Source organism: Streptomyces sp. NBC_00461 (assembly GCF_036013935.1).
In the GTDB taxonomy this organism is placed as follows: domain Bacteria; phylum Actinomycetota; class Actinomycetes; order Streptomycetales; family Streptomycetaceae; genus Streptomyces.
In genome coordinates, this window is the sequence record NZ_CP107902.1 from 6,235,145 (window position 1) to 6,252,074 (window position 16,930).

Genomic DNA, 16,930 nt, shown 5'->3' on the forward strand with positions numbered 1-16,930 from the left:
GGTTCTCCATCGATCCCTTGCTGCGGAGCCGCCCTAGCCGGCCTTCAAGCCCCGCAGGGTGAGGGTCAGCAAGCGGTCCGCCAGGTCTGGGTCGCCCGGGGATTCCTCCGCTGCCAGTGCGATCGCGTGTGTCAGCTGGAGCAGGTCGCCGATTGCCACGTCGGCGCGTACTCTGCCCGCCTCCTGAGCCCGTGTCAGCAAGGCGTTGCCCGCCTCCCGAATGGGCCCGCTGCAGCGGGCCAGCGCGGAGGTGTCGTCGGTGGAGACGGACATCAACGCCCGTGCCAGGCCCCGGTACTCGCCCGCGTGCGCGACGATCTCCCGTAGCCACGTCACCAGAGCCGTGCACGGCTCGGGGGCGTCCAGGAGTTCGTGGGAGCGGGCCAGCAGGTCGCTCACCGCGTCCTCGAAGACCGCGCTCAGCAGGGCGTGGCGGTTGGGGAAATGGCGGTAGAGGGTGCCGATGCCCACGCCCGCGCGCCGGGCCACGTCCTCCAGGGACGCGTCCGTGCCGTGCGCCGCGAAGGCGGAACGGGCCTCGGCGAGCAGCCGCTCGTAGTTGCGGCGGGCGTCGGCACGCATGGCACGCGGGGTCACCGGTGCCGCCGGGTCGTCGTGCACCGCCGTCTCCGCCGACGTCGTGCCCACCATGCCTCCCACCTGCCCTCGCCTGCGCCCCCGTCTGCGTCCAGCATGCCATCGAGGATGCGCGAGCGGGCTGCCCGAACCTGAGGCGCCACATCCGGCCCGGCAGCGCCCGGGGGACGTGGGGGAAAACGAGGCGCCCGGCGGACTGAGGGCTTCAGTCCGCCGGGCGCCTCGTGATGTCGTACAGGAAGGGCGGGGTTGCCTCAGTCCTTGATTTCGCAGATGGGGGCGCCGGAGGTGAGGGAGGCGCCGACTTCGGCGGAGAGGCCCTTGATGGTGCCGGTTTTGTGGGCGTTGAGGGGTTGTTCCATCTTCATGGCTTCGAGGACGACGACGAGGTCGCCTTCCTTGACTTCCTGGCCTTCCTCGACGGCGACCTTGACGATGGTGCCCTGCATGGGGGAGGCGAGGGTGTCGCCGGAGGCGGCCGGGCCGGACTTCTTGGCGGCGCGGCGTTTGGGGCGGGCGCCGGCGGCGAGGCCGGTGCGGGCCAGGGACATGCCCAGGGAGGAGGGCAGGGAGACCTCCAGGCGTTTGCCGCCGACCTCGACGACGACCGTCTCGCGGCCCGGCTCCTCGTCGGTGTCCGCGTCCGCGGGGGCGGTGAAGGGCTTGATGTCGTTGACGAACTCGGTCTCGATCCAGCGGGTGTGGACCGTGAACGGCTCGGTGCTGCCGGTGAGTTCGGGGGCGAAGGCGGGGTCGGTGACCACCTTGCGGTGGAAGGGGATGGCGGTGGCCATGCCCTCGACGGTGAATTCGGCCAGGGCGCGGGCGGCGCGCTGCAGGGCCTGGGCGCGGGTGGCGCCGGTGACGATCAGCTTGGCCAGGAGCGAGTCCCAGGCCGGGCCGATGACCGATCCCGCTTCCACGCCGGCGTCCAGGCGCACGCCGGGGCCGGAGGGGGCGTCGAAGGTGGTGACGGTGCCCGGGGCGGGCAGGAAGCCGCGGCCGGGGTCCTCGCCGTTGATGCGGAACTCGAAGGAGTGGCCGCGCAGTTCGGGGTCGCCGTAGCCGAGTTCCTCGCCGTCGGCGATGCGGAACATCTCGCGGACCAGGTCGATGCCGGCGACCTCCTCGGTGACCGGGTGCTCGACCTGCAGGCGGGTGTTGACCTCCAGGAAGGAGATCGTGCCGTCCATGCCGACGAGGAATTCGACGGTGCCCGCGCCGACGTAGCCCGCCTCGCGCAGGATGGCCTTGGAGGAGGCGTACAGCTCGGCGACCTGGGCCTCGGAGAGGAAGGGTGCGGGGGCCTCCTCGACCAGCTTCTGGTGGCGGCGCTGCAGGGAGCAGTCGCGGGTGGAGACGACGACCACGTTGCCGTGGGTGTCGGCCAGGCACTGGGTCTCCACGTGGCGGGGCTTGTCGAGGTAGCGCTCGACGAAGCACTCGCCGCGGCCGAACGCGGCCACCGCCTCACGGACGGCGGACTCGTAGAGTTCGGGCACCTCTTCGAGGGTGCGGGCGACCTTGAGGCCGCGTCCGCCGCCGCCGAAGGCGGCCTTGATGGCGATGGGCAGGCCGTGCTCCCGGGCGAAGGCGACGACCTCCTCGGCCCCCGACACCGGGTCGGGCGTGCCGGCCACCAGCGGGGCGCCGGCCCGCTGGGCGATGTGCCGGGCGGCGACCTTGTCCCCCAGGTCGCGGATCGCCTGCGGGGGCGGGCCGATCCAGATCAGCCCGGCATCCAGGACCGCCTGCGCGAAGTCGGCGTTCTCCGACAGGAAGCCGTAACCGGGATGGATCGCGTCCGCACCCGACTCACGCGCCGCGTTCAAGACCTTGTCGATGTCGAGGTAACTGGTCGCCGGGGTGTCACCGCCCAGGGCGAACGCCTCATCTGCGGCGCGGACATGCAGAGCGTCGCGGTCCGGGTCCGCGTAGACGGCCACGCTCGCGATCCCAGCGTCCCGGCAGGCCCGAGCGACCCGGACAGCGATTTCGCCACGGTTGGCGATGAGCACCTTGCGCACGATTGAGGCTCCCTCCTTGAAACAAGCCGAGTTTAGGGACTGGCTACACGGCACTACGACCCGTCCCCAATGGTGAGCTTGCCCACACGGAGCGTGATACGAGGCTTGCTCGACCCGCGAAATCCCTTGTCGCACCACGGCACGCGGGACTCCTCCGGGAAACCCTAGCTCTCCCATGTGGTCAAGGTCTCTGTGAGAGCGTGCTGCGGGCCACTCGGTTTCTTTGTGGAGTCCCTACGAATGGCCCAATGATTCTTTGCCCTCCGCAGAACCCTTGTCCCGGGGTTTACCCGTTAGTAGCGTGCGCGGTGTACTGAACGTACTTTGGGTAACAAGAGCTCGGCTCGAGAGTGGGTGGGGACCGGTGGTGCGCAGACCGGTGGCGTGGGTCGTGGCGGTCGTGCTCTTCGTGGAGGCGTTCGGCGTCGCGGCACTGAACTGGTTTCTGGGGATCGTCGTCGACCGGCAGGACATGTCCCTGGCCGGCCTCGACTCCGACATGATGGCGACGTCCTCGAAGATCGGCGGGATCCTCTTCGGCCTCTACTTCGCCCTGTGCGGCCTGGTCGCGCTCCTCGTGGCCCTGAGGGACCGCCCCCCGGCCGGCTTCGGGCGCATCCTGCTGATCAGCGCGGCCGTGGTGCACGGGCTGCTGGGGGCGTTCGCGTGGGGCCTCGTGGGCTGGTCGGCGTTCCTGTTCATGGTGGTGGTGCTGGCACTCATCGTGCTGCTGCTGATGACCTACGACAGCCCGGCCGAGCCCTCCGACGCGGTCCCGCCCGCGGCACCCGGTCCCGAGAACAACGACGGCAACGGCGGCGACGACGGCAACGGCGGTGGCCGCAAGGACGACAAGGGCTCGCCCTTCACTTCTCCGCCGGCCCCCACAACTCCGTGATGCCGACGCCCAGCTGGGCGAGGAGCCGGCGGACGAGGGGCAGGCTGATGCCGATCACATTCCCGTGGTCGCCGTCGATGCCGTCGATGAACGGCGCGCTGCGGCCGTCGAGCGTGAACGCCCCCGCGACGTAAAGGGGTTCGCCCGAGGCGACGTAGGCGGCGATCTCCTCGTCGGTGGGCTCGCCGAAGCGGACGACCGTGGAAGCCGTGGCCGACACGTACCGCTTGTTCGTGGTGTCCCAGATGCAGTGGCCGGTCTGCAGTGTGCCGGCGCGTCCCCGCATCGCCTTCCAGCGCGCGGTGGCCTCTTCGGCGTCAGCGGGCTTGCCGAGCGCCTGGCCGTCGAGGTCGAGCACCGAGTCGCAGCCGATCACCAGGGCGCCGTGCACGTCCGGCCTGGCGGCCACGACGGAGGCCTTGGCCTCGGCGAGGGCGAGCGCGAGGTCGGCGGGGGTGGGGGCCGTCACGGCGTCCTCGTCGACGCCGCTCACGATGACCTCCGGTTGCAGACCGGCCTGGCGCAGGAGGTTCAGTCGAGCGGGGGACTGGGAGGCGAGGACGAGGCGGCGGAGCGGCTGATCGGTCATGCGGCCAGGGTATCGGCGGGCGTGTCGGCCTTCACCTCAGGCCGATCACGATCATCGCCAGCAGCATGGCCAATGCCATGAGGAGACCGAGCCGCCGCAACATCTCCTGCATGTCCCGCAGTTCTTTGGGCGGCTCGTTCTCGGGGTCGGACCACAGCATGTCACCAGCGTGCGGCCGGGCCGGGGGAGGGCGCCTGAGTACTGGTACTCAAATCGGCGCCCGGCGTTGTTCTCGCCTGCGCGGTTCCCCGCGCCCCTGTGGACCTCAGCCCGGCCAGTACGTGCGGGACCATGACGCGGGGCCCGGCTGCGGCAAGCGGTGGCTTGCGATGCGCGCCGGGTCGGACCAGGAGTCCCTGTCCCGGGGCGCGCCCGGCGGGATCGATGCCTCCGCCGCGGCGCGGGCCCTGACCACCGCCAGGGCGGCGGCCAGTTCCTCCGGGGTCGGGTTGCCCCGTACGACCTTGATGTTCATGACGGCTCCCTGCCGGACTGGAGGCTAGAGGGGGATGTTGCCGTGCTTCTTGGGCGGCAGCGACTCGCGCTTCGTACGCAGCTGACGCAGGCCGCGGACGACGTGCCGGCGCGTCTCGGACGGCATGATCACTGAGTCGACGTAGCCGCGCTCGGCCGCGATGTAGGGGTTGAGGAGCGCGTCCTCGTACTCCTGGATGAGGCGGGCCCGGGTGGCTTCGAGGTCGCCGTTCGCGTCGGCCTCGGCGATGGTGCGGCGGTGCAGGATGTTGACCGCGCCCTGGGCGCCCATGACGGCGATCTGGGCGGTGGGCCAGGCGAGGTTGAGGTCTGCGCCCAGGTGCTTGGAGCCCATGACGTCGTAGGCGCCGCCGAAGGCCTTGCGGGTGATGACCGTGATGAGGGGGACGGTGGCCTCGGCGTAGGCGTAGATCAGCTTGGCGCCGCGGCGGATGATGCCGTCGTGCTCCTGGTCGACGCCGGGCAGGAAGCCCGGGACGTCCACGAAGGTGATGACCGGGACGTTGAAGGCGTCGCAGGTGCGCACGAAGCGGGCGGCCTTCTCGGACGCCGTGATGTCCAGGCAGCCCGCGAACTGCATCGGCTGGTTGGCGACGATGCCGACCGGGTGACCTTCGACCCGGCCGAAGCCGGTGAGGATGTTCGGGGCGAACAGCGCCTGCGTCTCGAAGAACTCGGCGTCGTCCAGGATGTGTTCGATCACCGTGTGCATGTCGTACGGCTGGTTCGCGCTGTCCGGGACGAGCGTGTCCAGCTCCAGGTCCTCGCCGGTGGTGGCGAGGTCCGCCTCCTCCGGATAGACCGGCGCCTCGGAGAGGTTGTTGGACGGCAGGTACGACAGCAGCTGCTTGACGTACTCGATCGCGTCCTTCTCGTCCCCGGCCATGTGATGGGCCACGCCGGAGGTCGAGTTGTGGGTGCGGGCGCCGCCCAGCTCCTCGAAGCCGACGTCCTCACCGGTGACGGTCTTGATGACGTCCGGGCCGGTGATGAACATGTGCGAGGTCTGGTCGACCATCACCGTGAAGTCGGTGATCGCGGGGGAGTAGACCGCGCCACCCGCGCAGGGGCCCACGACCAGGCTGATCTGCGGGATCACACCGGAGGCGTGGGTGTTGCGGCGGAAGATCTCGCCGTACGCGCCGAGCGAGGCGACGCCCTCCTGGATGCGGGCGCCGCCGGAGTCGTTGATGCCGATGACCGGGCAGCCGGTCTTCAGCGCGAAGTCCATGACCTTGACGATCTTCTGGCCGTAGACCTCGCCCAGGGCGCCGCCGAAGACGGTGAAGTCCTGGGAGAACACGGCGACCGGGCGGCCGTCGACCGTGCCGTAGCCGGTGACGACGCCGTCGCCGTAGGGGCGGTTCTTCTCCAGGCCGAAGTTGGTGGAGCGGTGCCGGGCGAACTCGTCGAGTTCGACGAAGGAGCCCTCGTCGAGGAGCAGCTCGATCCGCTCACGGGCCGTCAACTTGCCCTTGGCGTGCTGCTTTTCGACGGCGCGTGCGGAGCCGGCGTGCGTCGCCTCGTCGATACGGCGCTGGAGATCCGCGAGCTTGCCCGCGGTGGTGTGGACATCGATCCCTTGGGGCTCTTGGATCTCTTGACGCTCTTCCGGCTCGGACATCGGGATCGCGGCTCCCTGCCTGCTCAAAAGGGGGGACGGTTACTCATCCGTAGAGTAGTGGGGGGCTTACGAATCAGCAGTGCGGCGTTTCACACACCTAGGGTGGCTTGCATGACGCCGCGAGATGCTTCAGACGACAGTCGTTGGTCCGATCTGGACCGGCCTCCTCTCAACGTCACCGCGCTGCGCCGGGGACTCGTGCAGGAGGGCGGGCTGTGGCGCGAGGTGGAGCTGGTGCAGAGCACCGGGTCGACCAACTCCGACCTGGTCGCCCTGGCGGGCGCGGGCAAGGCGGCCGAGGGCACGGTCCTGGTCGCCGAGGAGCAGACCGCAGGGCGGGGCCGCCTGGACCGCCAGTGGACGGCACCGGCCCGCTCGGGCCTGTTCTTCTCGGTCCTGCTGAAACCGGCGGAGGTACCGGTCGCCCGCTGGGGCTGGCTGCCGCTGCTCACCGGGGTCGCCGTGGCGACGGGGCTGTCCCGGTCGGCCGGCGTGGACACGGCACTCAAGTGGCCCAACGACCTGCTCGTTTCCATCGGCGGCGAGGAGCGCAAGGCCGGCGGGATCCTCGCCGAGCGGGCCGGCGAGGACGCGGTGGTCGTCGGCGTCGGCGTCAACGTCACGCTGCGCGAGAACGAATTGCCGGTCCCGCAGGCGGGTTCGCTGGCGCTGGCCGGAGCGGTGAGCACGGACCGGGACCCCCTGCTGCGGGCGATGCTGCGCTCCCTGGAGGAGTGGTACGGGCGCTGGCGGGACGCCGGCGGCGATCCGGCGGCCAGCGGCCTCCAGGAGACGTATGCGGCGGGGTGCGCGACGCTGGGGAGGGTGGTGCGGGCGGAGCTGCCGGGAGACCGGTCGATCACCGGGGAGGCGGTGGCGGTCGACGGCGACGGAAGGCTGGTGATCGCGACGCAGGACGGAGTGCAGGAGCCGGTGGGCGCCGGCGACATCGTCCATTTGCGGCCGGCGTGAGCAGATCGGGCCCGTCCGGCGTTTTGAGGACGAGGCCTTTCGGGCCGAAGCGGGGATCCGGGGACAGGAGGCCCCGGGCGACGCCCGCACGGGTGCCGAGTGCCTCACCCACGTCGGGAGTGAGGTAGGGCACACCTGCCGTACAGTTGAGGCCGGTCGATACCTGACCGTGGCAGATCGGAAGGGCAGCAGGCGTGACCGTCGACGACACGGGCTCCGGCGCGGACGCGGACGGCCGGGTGGACCCCCATGCCGCCGAATCCGGCGAGGACCCGCTCGCCCTGCGCCTGGAACATCTGATCCTTGGCGCCGAGCGGCGCTACACCCCCTTCCAGGCGGCCCGCAGCGCGGGCGTCTCCGTGGAACTGGCCACCCGCTTCTGGCGGGCGATGGGCTTCGCCGACATCGGGCAGGCCAAGGCGCTCACCGAGGCCGACGTGCTCGCGCTGCGGCGCCTGTCCGGTCTGGTCGAGGCGGGGCTGCTGAGCGAGGCGATGGCCGTGCAGGTGGCCCGGTCCACCGGGCAGACCACGGCCCGGCTCGCCGAGTGGCAGATCGACTCCTTCCTGGAGGGCCTGACCGAGCCCCCGGAACCCGGGATGACGCGCACCGAGGTGACGTACCCGATCGTCGAGCTGCTCCTGCCCGAGCTGGAGGAGTTCCTCGTCTACGTCTGGCGGCGCCAGCTCGCCGCCTCGGCCGGGCGGGTCGTGCAGGCCGCCGACGACGAGGAGATGGTCGACCGGCGCCTGGCCGTCGGCTTCGCGGATCTGGTCGGCTTCACCCGCCTCACCCGCCGGATGGAGGAGGAGGAACTCGGCGAACTCGTCGAGGCCTTCGAGACCACCGCCGCCGACCTGGTCGCCGCGCACGGCGGCCGACTGGTCAAGACGCTGGGCGACGAGGTGCTCTACGCGGCCGACGACGCCGGGATCGCCGCCGAGATCGCGCTGCGCCTCATAGAGACCATGGCGAACGACGAGACGATGCCCGAACTGCGCGTCGGCATCGCCTTCGGCACGGTCACCACCCGTATGGGCGACGTTTTCGGCACGACGGTGAACCTCGCCTCCCGGCTGACGTCGATAGCCCCGCGCGACGCCGTCCTCGTCGACGCCGACTTCGCCCAGGAACTGATCCGCACCGGAGAGGCACCGGCCTCCGAGGCCGAGGCGGCCGAGGCCGCCGCAGCGGCGGAGAAGGAGGGCGAGGAGCCCCCGACGTACCGCTTCGCCCTCCAGCCGATGTGGCAGCGCCCGGTCCGCGGCCTCGGCGTCGTGGAGCCCTGGCTCCTGACACGACGGAGCGAGGCTCCGTAGGGGATCTTGTGGGACTCGTTGGCTTGCGGCCTGTGGCCTGCGGTCTGACTGCCAAGGGGGCCAGCGGTCTGGTGGCCTGGTGATCCGGCTGCTTGGCGGCCTGTGGCCTGCCAGTCTGCGGTCTGCGGTCTGCGGCCGGCGGTCTGCGGCCGGCGGCCGGCGGCCTGGCAGTCTATGGCCTGTGGCCTGGTGATCCGGTGGCTTGGCGGTCTGGCGGTCTCGTGGCCCGGCCAGGCGCGGGCTCACGGTTGGCTTTTTCGCGGTGCCGCCCGGCGTGTCCGAGCCAGGCGCGGGCTCACGGTTGGCTTTGATTCGCGGTGCCGCCCGGCGTGTGCGAGCACTGGTCCGTGGAGTCCGGGGGCGGCCGGGCGGTGGGGGGTGCCGCTTATGGGTGGGGAGGCCGCGGAGCTGGGTGGTGTGAGGCGGCGTCGTTCTGGTGGGGATGGTCGCGCCCGCGGTTGGCCGGGCGTTGATCCGGGGTCCTGTCTGTCGGGCGTGGCGGGCGCGGGGCAGGGCCAAGGGCGTGTGGGTGCCGCACCAGGGGCTCGCGAAGCATCTGCAGTGGGCCGTCCGCGATCTCGCCTCGCAGGGCACGACCGGTGCGCCGGTGTTGTCCTCGACCGCGTTCGACCTGGTCGGGCGGCAGTGTTTCGGCAGGGCTGGTCGGCCGGTGGTTTCAGCCCGTGAGTGCGCCCACGCACAGGCCGATGATCGGGACGCAGAGGTCGGGGTCGTCCGGGTTGTTCGGGGGTGGGGGTGGCGGGGGTGTGGAGCGGCCCGGAGTCGGAGTCGGTTGGGGGGTGGGCGGCGTCGTTGTGGGTGGGGGCGTGGGTGTCGGGGTGTTCGGGGCTTGCGGGAGCGTCGTGGTGGCGGTGGACTCCGGGTCCGGCGGTGCGGTCGTGGACGGCAGGGATACGAGGCTCGAAGCCGCCGTCGGTGTCGCGCTCGCCCCGCCCATCACGGACGTCGAGGAGGGACTGACCCGGGGCGCGGCCTCGACGGTGGCGACGGCGTTGCCCGACCGGTCGGTGCCCGTACCGGCGTCCTGCCGGGGCTCGGCCTCCGCGGTCCCGACCCCGCCGACCCCCGGCTCGGGCGCCACCCGTACGAGGCTCAAGGCGCCGGCGGCCAGCGCGAGGCCCCCGACGGCGAACAGAACCTTGCGGGGCCGCGGCCTGCGATGCCGGCCCCGCCCCACCGATGTCTCCGCCGTCACGCTCATCATGACCCCTCCCCGTTGCGCAAGCGCCCCCTGTGCGCCGTGGCGGAGGCACGCTATGCGCTCCCGTGGGCGGTGCGACGGGAGTCGGGCCGGATGTCACTCGAACGGGGACAACGGAGGGAAACCCTGCGATGATCGGGCCGAAACTTGTTAACCCGCGTTAACCGGAGGGCGTCATGGGTGAGGAGCGGTTCGGGGAGTTCGTGGTGGTGCGGCGACACGGAGACGGGGACGTCGCGCATGTCGCGGAACTCGTCCTCGACCGGCCCAAGGCCATGAACGCCGTGTCGAGCGAGATGGCGCGTTCGATCGCCGGGGCGTGCGCGGCGCTGGCTGCCGACCGTGACGTACGGGCGGTCGTGGTGACGTCCACGCACGAGCGGGCGTTCTGCGTCGGGGCGGATCTGAAGGAGCGGAACTCCTTCTCCGACGCCGACCTGGTCCGGCAGCGGCCCGTCGCGCGCAGTGCCTACACCGGGGTGCTCGAACTGCCGGTGCCGACGATCGCCGCGGTGCACGGGTTCGCGCTCGGCGGAGGCTTCGAGCTGGCGCTGGCGTGCGACCTGATCGTGGCCGATCGCACGGCCGTGGTGGGGCTGCCGGAGGTGTCCGTGGGAGTCATCCCGGGCGGTGGCGGTACGCAGCTGCTCCCGCGCCGGGTGGGGGCCGCCCGGGCGGCGGAGCTCATCTTCACGGCCCGGCGCCTGGAGGCCGCCGAGGCGCGGGAGTTGGGCCTCGTGGACGAGCTGGTGGAGGAGGGACGGGACCGGGCCGAGGCGCTGGCCCTGGCGTCCCGCATCGCCGCGAACTCACCGGTCGGCCTGCGGGCCGCCAAGCGCGCGCTGCGCCTCGGTCACGGGCTCGACCTGCGGGCCGGCCTGGAGGTCGAGGACGCGGCATGGCGGTCCGTGGCGTTCTCCGGGGACCGGGCGGAGGGCGTGGCGGCGTTCAACGAGAAGCGGAAGCCTCAGTGGCCCGGCGAGTAGCGGCCGAGGAGCAGCAGCCAGTAGCCACCGAGGGCCGGTCGGCATGAGTCGGGGCCGGTCACCCCACCGCCGTATCAATAGAACGAATCGCCCGAAACCTCCCTAACCTGGAGTGATGGGTGATGACAAGCGGCTCGCTGCCGTTGTCGCGTTGGCGCAGGGCATGGCGGCGGCCCACGGCTCGCACGAGGCGTGGCGCTCGGCGGCGGCCGGGGCGTGCCGGGCGCTCGGCGGGAGCTTCGCCGCGCTGTCGGTGTGGGAGCGGGAGCGCGGTCGGCTGCGGGTCCTCGTGAACGTGGGGGAGCGGGGCGAGGGGGAGGACGAGTTCCCGGAGGACGAGTCGTACCCGGTGCACCAGTTCCCCGAGATCACCGAGTTCCTGCACGAGCGGTGGGCCGGGGGCGGTGAGCCCGACGCGTGGGTGGAGACGGCGCAGGGGCCCGCGGCGGGCGGCCGCCCCGGTTACGTCCATCAGCGGGTCGCCGCCCTGCGCCGCCGGGGCCGCGGCTGCTGCGTCGTCGCCCCGATCGTGCTGAACGGACGGGCGTGGGGCGAGCTCTATGTGGCGCGTCCCGCCGGTGCGCCCGTCTTCGGGCGGGCCGACGCCGACTTCGCCACCGTCCTGGCCGCCGTCGTCGCCGCCGGGATCGCCCAGGCGGAGCGGCTGGAGGAGGCGCGACGGCTGGCGTACACCGACGCCCTCACCGGTCTCGCCAACCGGCGTGCCGTCGATGTGAAGCTGGACGAGGCCGTCGAGGCGCACCGCGCGGACGGCACGGTCGTCAGCCTGGTCGTCTGTGACCTCAACGGCCTCAAGCGCGTCAACGACACCTGCGGCCATGCCGTGGGCGACCGTCTGCTCGAACGCTTCGGCTCCGTGCTCTCCCTGTGCGGCGCGATGCTGCCCGGTGCGCTCGCCGCGCGCCTGGGCGGGGACGAGTTCTGTCTGCTCGCCGTCGGGCCGTCCGCCGACGAGGTGGTCAAGGCGGCCGACGAACTGTGCCGCCGCGCCGCCGAGTTGGAGCTGGGCGACGGCGTCGCCTGCGGGGTCGCGTCCACCGAGGACCCGATCGGGCCGGTCCGCTCCGCCCGCCGGCTCTTCCGGCTCGCGGACGCCGCCCAGTACCGGGCGAAGGCGCTCCACGCGGGCAAGCCGGTCGTGGCCGGGCGGGAAGGGCCCGACGATCCGGTCATGCGGCTGGCCGACGCGCCTTCGCTGCGGCAGGCCGCCTCCGAGCGGCGCCGGTTCCGGGGGCGGCGGAGCTGACGTACGGGGCCCGCAGGGGGTGCGCCGGATGGGTAAGGGGCGTACCCGTGAACCAGTAGTGACATCTTCGTCTTCACTGCGTACGCTCCTGAATATGGATATGCACACTGTGGTGGTGGGGACGTCCGGGGTGACCGCGTCCGACGTTCTCGCCGTGGCGCGCGACGGCGCCCGGGTCGAGCTGTCGGGGGAGGCGGTCGCGGCGCTCGCCGCGGCCCGCGAGATCGTGGACGCGCTGGCGGCCAAGCCCGAGCCCGTCTACGGCGTCAGCACCGGCTTCGGCGCCCTGGCGACCCGGCACATCAGCCAGGAGCTGCGCGCCCAGCTGCAGCGCAACATCGTCCGCTCGCACGCCGCCGGCCTCGGCCCGCACGTGGAGCGGGAAGTCGTACGGGCCCTGATGTTCCTGCGACTCAAGACCGTCTGCTCGGGACACACCGGCGTCCGCCCCGAGGTCGCGCAGACCATGGCCGACGTGCTGAACGCCGGGATCACCCCCGTCGTCCACGAGTACGGCTCCCTCGGCTGCTCGGGCGACCTCGCGCCCCTTTCCCACTGCGCCCTGACGCTCATGGGAGAGGGTGAGGCGGAAGGTCCTGACGGCACCGTCCGCCCTGCCGGTGAGCTCCTTGCGGAGCACGGGATCACCCCCGTCGAGCTGCGCGAGAAGGAGGGCCTCGCCCTCCTCAACGGCACCGACGGCATGCTCGGCATGCTCGTCATGGCCCTCGCCGACCTGGACATGCTCTACAAGTCGGCCGACGTGACGGCCGCCCTCTCGATGGAGGCGCTGCTCGGCACCGACCGGGTCCTCGCCCCCGAGCTGCACGCCATCCGCCCGCACCCCGGCCAGGGCGCCTCCGCCGCCAACATGCTTGCCGTGCTGAAGGGTTCGGAGCTCACCGGACACCACCAGGACGACGCCCCGCGCGTCCAGGACGCCTACTCGGTGCGCTGCGCCCCGCAGGTCGCCGGCGCCGGACGCGACACCATGGCGCACGCCCGCCTCGTCGCCGAGCGCGAGCTGGCCTCGGCCGTCGACAACCCGGTCGTGCTGCCCGACGGGCGCGTGGAGTCCAACGGCAACTTCCACGGCGCCCCGGTCGCGTACGTCCTGGACTTCCTCGCCATCGCCGCCGCGGACCTGGCCTCCATCGCCGAGCGCCGCACCGACCGGCTGCTCGACAAGAACCGCAGCCACGGCCTGCCGCCCTTCCTGGCCGACGACGCGGGCGTGGACTCGGGGCTCATGATCGCCCAGTACACGCAGGCCGCGCTGGTGAGCGAGATGAAGCGACTGGCCGTGCCGGCGTCCGCCGACTCGATCCCGTCCTCCGCCATGCAGGAGGACCACGTCTCCATGGGCTGGTCGGCCGCCCGCAAGCTGCGCACCGCCGTCGACAACCTCACGCGCGTGGTCGCCGTCGAGCTGTATGCCGCCACCCGCGCGATCGAGCTGCGCGAGGGCCTGACCCCGGCACCCGCCTCGCAGGCGGCCATCACGGCCGTGCGGTCGGCGGGAGTCGAGGGCCCCGGTCCCGACCGGTTCCTCGCGCCCGATCTCGCCGCCGCGGACACGTTCGTGCGCGAGGGACGGCTGGTCGCCGCGGTGGAGACCGTCACCGGGCCCCTGCAGTAGTCGTACGACAACGGGGCCCTGCCGCACCTGCGACAGGGCCCCCGAACATCAACCGAGCTTCGCCGCCTGCGCCTTGATGATCTCGGCGGGGATGCCGTACTTGTCCTTCTTGCCGGCCAGCGCCGCCAGGCTGACCGAGTAGTACGTGGCGACCGTGGAGCCGTGGCGGACGACCTCGGCGTGCACCGTCGTCGTGTCGCCCTCGGTCTTGCCGGTCACGGAGAACGCCACCGACTCGTCGCCCGATCCCGAGGACTTCTCCTCGGCGACCTTCGTGAACTTCTGGGTGTCCTGGCCCTTCGCCGACACCGTGAAGCCGCTCGCGCAGCCGGCGACCGCGTCCGAGACGGACTTCATGGTCTGCTCGGCGCCCCCGCCGTCGTACGAGGAGAGCGACACGATCGTCATCGTGGAGCCCACGATGTCCTTGAGGCTGTCCTCGATGTCGTCGAGGCTCTCCTCGGAGGTGCCCTTGGACGTCGGCTCGGCGACCTTCTCCGTGGCCATCCGGTTGACGTACGCGCTCTCGTCGCCCGGCGCGAACCCGGTGAGGACGTAGGCGAGCGGCTCGCACTTCGCGTCCACCACCGTCACCTGGTCCTTGGACTCGGCGAACTTGCCGCCCTTGTCGGCGGACTTGACCTCGTAGCCGTCGAGGTCCTGCTCGCTGATGATTCGCTTGCCCAGCTCGGCCGCACTGAGTGCCTTGGCGGCCGCAGTCGGCGAAGAACCCATGCCGGCGGAGTCCTTGGAGTCCCCGGAACCCGAATCCCCGCCGCAACCCGTGATGAGGGCGAGCGACAGCGCGCTCACGGCAACCGTGGCGCCCACGCGCACCCTCGATGATCTCTTCATGAGCGGACTATGAAGGCGACGTCAAGGAATCGTCAAGCAAATTCAAAAACCGAGGCGCTCCCGGCGCACCGAATACAGCACGAATCCGGCGCCGACCCCGAGGAAGAGGGTGCCGCCGACGACGTAGGGAGTGGTGTCGAAGCTTCCGGTGTCGGCGAGTTGGGTCTCGCTGTCGGTGTCGGTTCCGGAGGCGTCCGCGGTCGTCGACGCCATCCGCGCCTGCGTCGTGATCTGCGAGGACGGGGTCGCCGAGGGCGCTGTTCTCGCCGGCTCGTCCCCGGTCGCGTTGGCGGAGGGAACGAACCACAGGGCGCACAGGAGGGTCCCTGCGGCGGTGGCGGTCAGCAACGGACGGCGAGCGGATGACACGGAATATCGATCCCCTTGTGGCGCTGGCGAATTGGCCGTGTGGTGCGATGTTAGTGAAAGGCGCGGGTCACAGGAAAGTCACGGGAGCCAAGGGCCGTACTCTCCGGGCATGAGCACTGAAGAGACATCACGTTTTGTCCGCCTTCGGGTGGAACTCGTCATCGAGGTCGACGACTCCGACGCGGTGACCAAGGCGGCGCTGCGGCGGATCGCCGACGACACCGACCTGCCGATCGACGAGCGGGCACAGGTCGAGAACGCTGTGACGGAAGACACTGCGGAGGCCCTCGCGTATCTCGTCGACCCGTTCGACCTGGTGAGCGAGGTGCCCGGCGTGGAACTCGCCCAGGCCTCCTGGTCCAGCGAGGAGATCGACTACGACCCCGATTCGCCGGATTGGGACCTGGACGACGATGATGTGCACGGCGAACACCGTGACGACGAGGGGGTGACCCTCGGCTGACGTGGCTCGGGGGGCATCGTGACCCTGGGCGGCGACCGCCGTCCGGGGTTTCGTCGTCTCGGGGGAGACGCACTGACCGTCATCCGCACCACCGGCACCCTCCGCCCCGGCGGACGTGGCGTGCCCCACACATCTGAGGAATGTGGAACGGGATGAACCGGTCGTAGCGTTGAAGTTCCTTAAACGGGGCACTCTCGGGGTTCTTGGGGATACGGCAACGATGGAGAAGCGTGTGATGACGAACAGTAAGCGGCGCAGGGGCCTTGCGGCCGCGTCCGCACTGCTCGGCGGGGTTCTGGTGCTCTCGGCCTGTTCCGGCGGTGACGACGACGCCTCCGGCACCAAGGGCAAGGACACCTCGCAGGCCAAGGCCGACGAGGCGGCGGCCAAGAAGTCCTCCGAGGCCGAGATCAAGATCACGCCCAAGGACGGCTCGGACAACGCCTCCATCAACAACTCCGCCGCCGTCACCGTCAGTAAGGGCACGCTCACGGGCGTGACGATGACGACCGCCGACGGCGCCGCGGTGGCGGGCCAGCTGTCCGCGGACAAGCTCAGCTGGAAGCCCAGCACCCAGCTGCAGCGCTCGACCACCTACAAGGTCGCCGCCGAGGCCAAGGACTCCGACGGCCGCGTCGCGCACGAGAACGGCTCGTTCACCACGGTCTCCCCGGCCAACAGCTTCATAGGCAACTTCACGCCGGAGCAGGGCTCGACCGTCGGCGTGGGCATGCCGGTGTCGATCAACTTCGACAAGGCGATCACCAACAAGGCCGCCGTCCAGAAGGGCATCACGGTCTCCTCCAGCAGCGGCCAGGAGGTCGTCGGCCACTGGTTCGGCGCCAACCGGATCGACTTCCGCCCCGAGGACTACTGGAAGGAGAACTCCACCGTCACGCTGAAGCTCGCGCTCGACGGCGTCGAGGGCGCCTCCGGTGTCACCGGCGTGCAGCAGAAGACGGTCACCTTCCACATCGGCCGCAACCAGATCTCCTACGTCGACGCGAAGACCAAGCAGATGAAGGTCACGCAGGACGGCAAGACCGTCAAGACGATCCCGATCTCGGCCGGTTCGCCGGACAACAAGACGTACAACGGCATCATGGTCATGTCCGAGAAGTTCAAGGAGACGCGCATGAACGGCGCGACCGTGGGCTTCACCGACGACGACGGCAAGGGCGAGTACGACATCAAGGACGTGCCGCACGCCATCCGCCTGACCAACTCCGGCACCTTCGTGCACGGCAACTACTGGGGCGCGAAGTCCATCTTCGGCAGCGTGAACACCAGCCACGGGTGCGTGGGCCTGTCGGACACCAAGGGCGCCAACGACAAGGGCACGCCCGGCTACTGGTTCTACAACAGCTCGATCCTCGGTGACGTCGTGGTGACCTCCAACACCGGCGACAAGACGGTCCAGCCGGACAACGGCCTCAACGGCTGGAACCTCAGCTGGGCCGACTGGAAGGCCGGCTCCGCCGCCTGACCCTCGACCCACCGCAAGTCCACAGCTTTCCGATGCCGCCCCCAGGGGCGGCATCGGTGTTTCCGGGCCCGGCCCAGCCTTCTCATGCAGCTCTTATGTCGGCCTTATTCAGTCATCACGGG

General features: G+C 71.0%; 17 protein-coding genes. 8 read left to right on the forward strand and 9 right to left on the reverse strand.

The features are described from left to right. Nucleotides 1-33: 33 nt before the first annotated feature. Both OG870_RS29335 and OG870_RS29340 read right to left on the reverse strand, forming a co-directional pair. A complete protein-coding gene (locus OG870_RS29335) occupies nt 34-582 on the reverse strand; it encodes a TetR/AcrR family transcriptional regulator (protein ID WP_266592460.1) in 549 nt (182 codons plus the stop codon). 269 nt (nt 583-851) lie between these two features. Continuing rightward, the gene (locus OG870_RS29340; protein WP_266520719.1) at nt 852-2,624 is read right to left on the reverse strand and encodes an acetyl/propionyl/methylcrotonyl-CoA carboxylase subunit alpha; all 1,773 of its coding nucleotides are present in this window, start codon (nt 2,622-2,624) and stop codon (nt 852-854) included. Between the two features lie 364 nt (nt 2,625-2,988). On the opposite strand from OG870_RS29340, the gene OG870_RS29345 reads away from it, so the two are divergent. Next, a complete protein-coding gene (locus OG870_RS29345) occupies nt 2,989-3,522 on the forward strand; it encodes a hypothetical protein (protein ID WP_266520721.1) in 534 nt (177 codons plus the stop codon). Here OG870_RS29345 and OG870_RS29350 read toward each other — a convergent pair. The 4 genes from OG870_RS29350 to OG870_RS29365 form a co-directional block, all read right to left on the reverse strand. Beyond that, nucleotides 3,491-4,111, reverse strand: coding sequence for a Maf family protein (locus OG870_RS29350; protein ID WP_266520723.1), 621 nt, complete (start codon nt 4,109-4,111; stop codon nt 3,491-3,493). The genes OG870_RS29345 and OG870_RS29350 overlap by 32 nt on opposite strands. Nucleotides 4,112-4,142: 31 nt before the next feature. Continuing rightward, nucleotides 4,143-4,271, reverse strand: coding sequence for a morphogenic membrane protein MmpB (gene mmpB, locus OG870_RS29355; RefSeq protein ID WP_266520724.1), 129 nt, complete (start codon nt 4,269-4,271; stop codon nt 4,143-4,145). A 105-nt stretch (nt 4,272-4,376) separates the two neighbouring features. Then, complete coding sequence (locus tag OG870_RS29360) at nt 4,377-4,586, reverse strand: acyl-CoA carboxylase subunit epsilon (RefSeq protein ID WP_266520725.1); 210 nt, start codon at nt 4,584-4,586, stop codon at nt 4,377-4,379. Nucleotides 4,587-4,610: 24 nt separating this feature from the next. Beyond that, nucleotides 4,611-6,230 carry an acyl-CoA carboxylase subunit beta gene (locus OG870_RS29365; RefSeq protein ID WP_266520727.1) on the reverse strand — a complete coding sequence of 540 codons (1,620 nt, stop codon included), beginning with the start codon at nt 6,228-6,230 and terminating at the stop codon, nt 4,611-4,613. 111 nt (nt 6,231-6,341) lie between these two features. Between OG870_RS29365 and OG870_RS29370 the strand changes: the two genes are divergently transcribed. Together OG870_RS29370 and OG870_RS29375 are read left to right on the forward strand one after the other, a co-directional pair. Then, a complete protein-coding gene (locus OG870_RS29370; RefSeq protein WP_266589561.1) occupies nt 6,342-7,202 on the forward strand; it encodes a biotin--[acetyl-CoA-carboxylase] ligase in 861 nt (286 codons plus the stop codon). A gap of 194 nt (nt 7,203-7,396) precedes the next feature. Continuing rightward, entirely contained in the window at nt 7,397-8,521 is a 1,125-nt protein-coding gene (locus OG870_RS29375) for an adenylate/guanylate cyclase domain-containing protein (RefSeq protein WP_266520730.1), read from the forward strand. Nucleotides 8,522-9,197: 676 nt separating this feature from the next. Here OG870_RS29375 and OG870_RS29380 read toward each other — a convergent pair. Further along, on the reverse strand, nt 9,198-9,746 hold the full coding sequence (locus tag OG870_RS29380; RefSeq protein WP_266520732.1) for a hypothetical protein: 549 nt from the start codon (nt 9,744-9,746) through the stop codon (nt 9,198-9,200). Between the two features lie 173 nt (nt 9,747-9,919). Here OG870_RS29380 and OG870_RS29385 point away from each other — a divergent pair, with 173 nt between their 5' ends. The 3 genes from OG870_RS29385 to hutH all read left to right on the forward strand — a co-directional run bounded on the left by OG870_RS29385 (nt 9,920) and on the right by hutH (nt 13,635). After that, a complete protein-coding gene (locus OG870_RS29385; RefSeq protein ID WP_266520734.1) occupies nt 9,920-10,729 on the forward strand; it encodes an enoyl-CoA hydratase/isomerase family protein in 810 nt (269 codons plus the stop codon). Nucleotides 10,730-10,844: 115 nt separating this feature from the next. Beyond that, on the forward strand, nt 10,845-11,996 hold the full coding sequence (locus OG870_RS29390; RefSeq protein ID WP_266589563.1) for a GGDEF domain-containing protein: 1,152 nt from the start codon (nt 10,845-10,847) through the stop codon (nt 11,994-11,996). Between the two features lie 100 nt (nt 11,997-12,096). Next, the gene (hutH, locus tag OG870_RS29395) at nt 12,097-13,635 is read left to right on the forward strand and encodes a histidine ammonia-lyase (protein ID WP_266592462.1); all 1,539 of its coding nucleotides are present in this window, start codon (nt 12,097-12,099) and stop codon (nt 13,633-13,635) included. Between the two features lie 48 nt (nt 13,636-13,683). Here the strand turns inward: hutH and OG870_RS29400 are convergent, their stop codons facing one another. Beyond that, nucleotides 13,684-14,490, reverse strand: a complete 807-nt coding sequence (locus OG870_RS29400) for a hypothetical protein (RefSeq protein WP_266844205.1) — start codon at nt 14,488-14,490, stop codon at nt 13,684-13,686. A gap of 42 nt (nt 14,491-14,532) precedes the next feature. Continuing rightward, nucleotides 14,533-14,859 carry an LPXTG cell wall anchor domain-containing protein gene (locus OG870_RS29405; RefSeq protein WP_266520740.1) on the reverse strand — a complete coding sequence of 109 codons (327 nt, stop codon included), beginning with the start codon at nt 14,857-14,859 and terminating at the stop codon, nt 14,533-14,535. Between the two features lie 109 nt (nt 14,860-14,968). Between OG870_RS29405 and OG870_RS29410 the strand changes: the two genes are divergently transcribed. Continuing rightward, the gene (locus tag OG870_RS29410; protein WP_266589567.1) at nt 14,969-15,322 is read left to right on the forward strand and encodes a hypothetical protein; all 354 of its coding nucleotides are present in this window, start codon (nt 14,969-14,971) and stop codon (nt 15,320-15,322) included. Between the two features lie 220 nt (nt 15,323-15,542). After that, complete coding sequence (locus OG870_RS29415) at nt 15,543-16,808, forward strand: L,D-transpeptidase (protein WP_266520743.1); 1,266 nt, start codon at nt 15,543-15,545, stop codon at nt 16,806-16,808. Nucleotides 16,809-16,930: the final 122 nt, after the last annotated feature.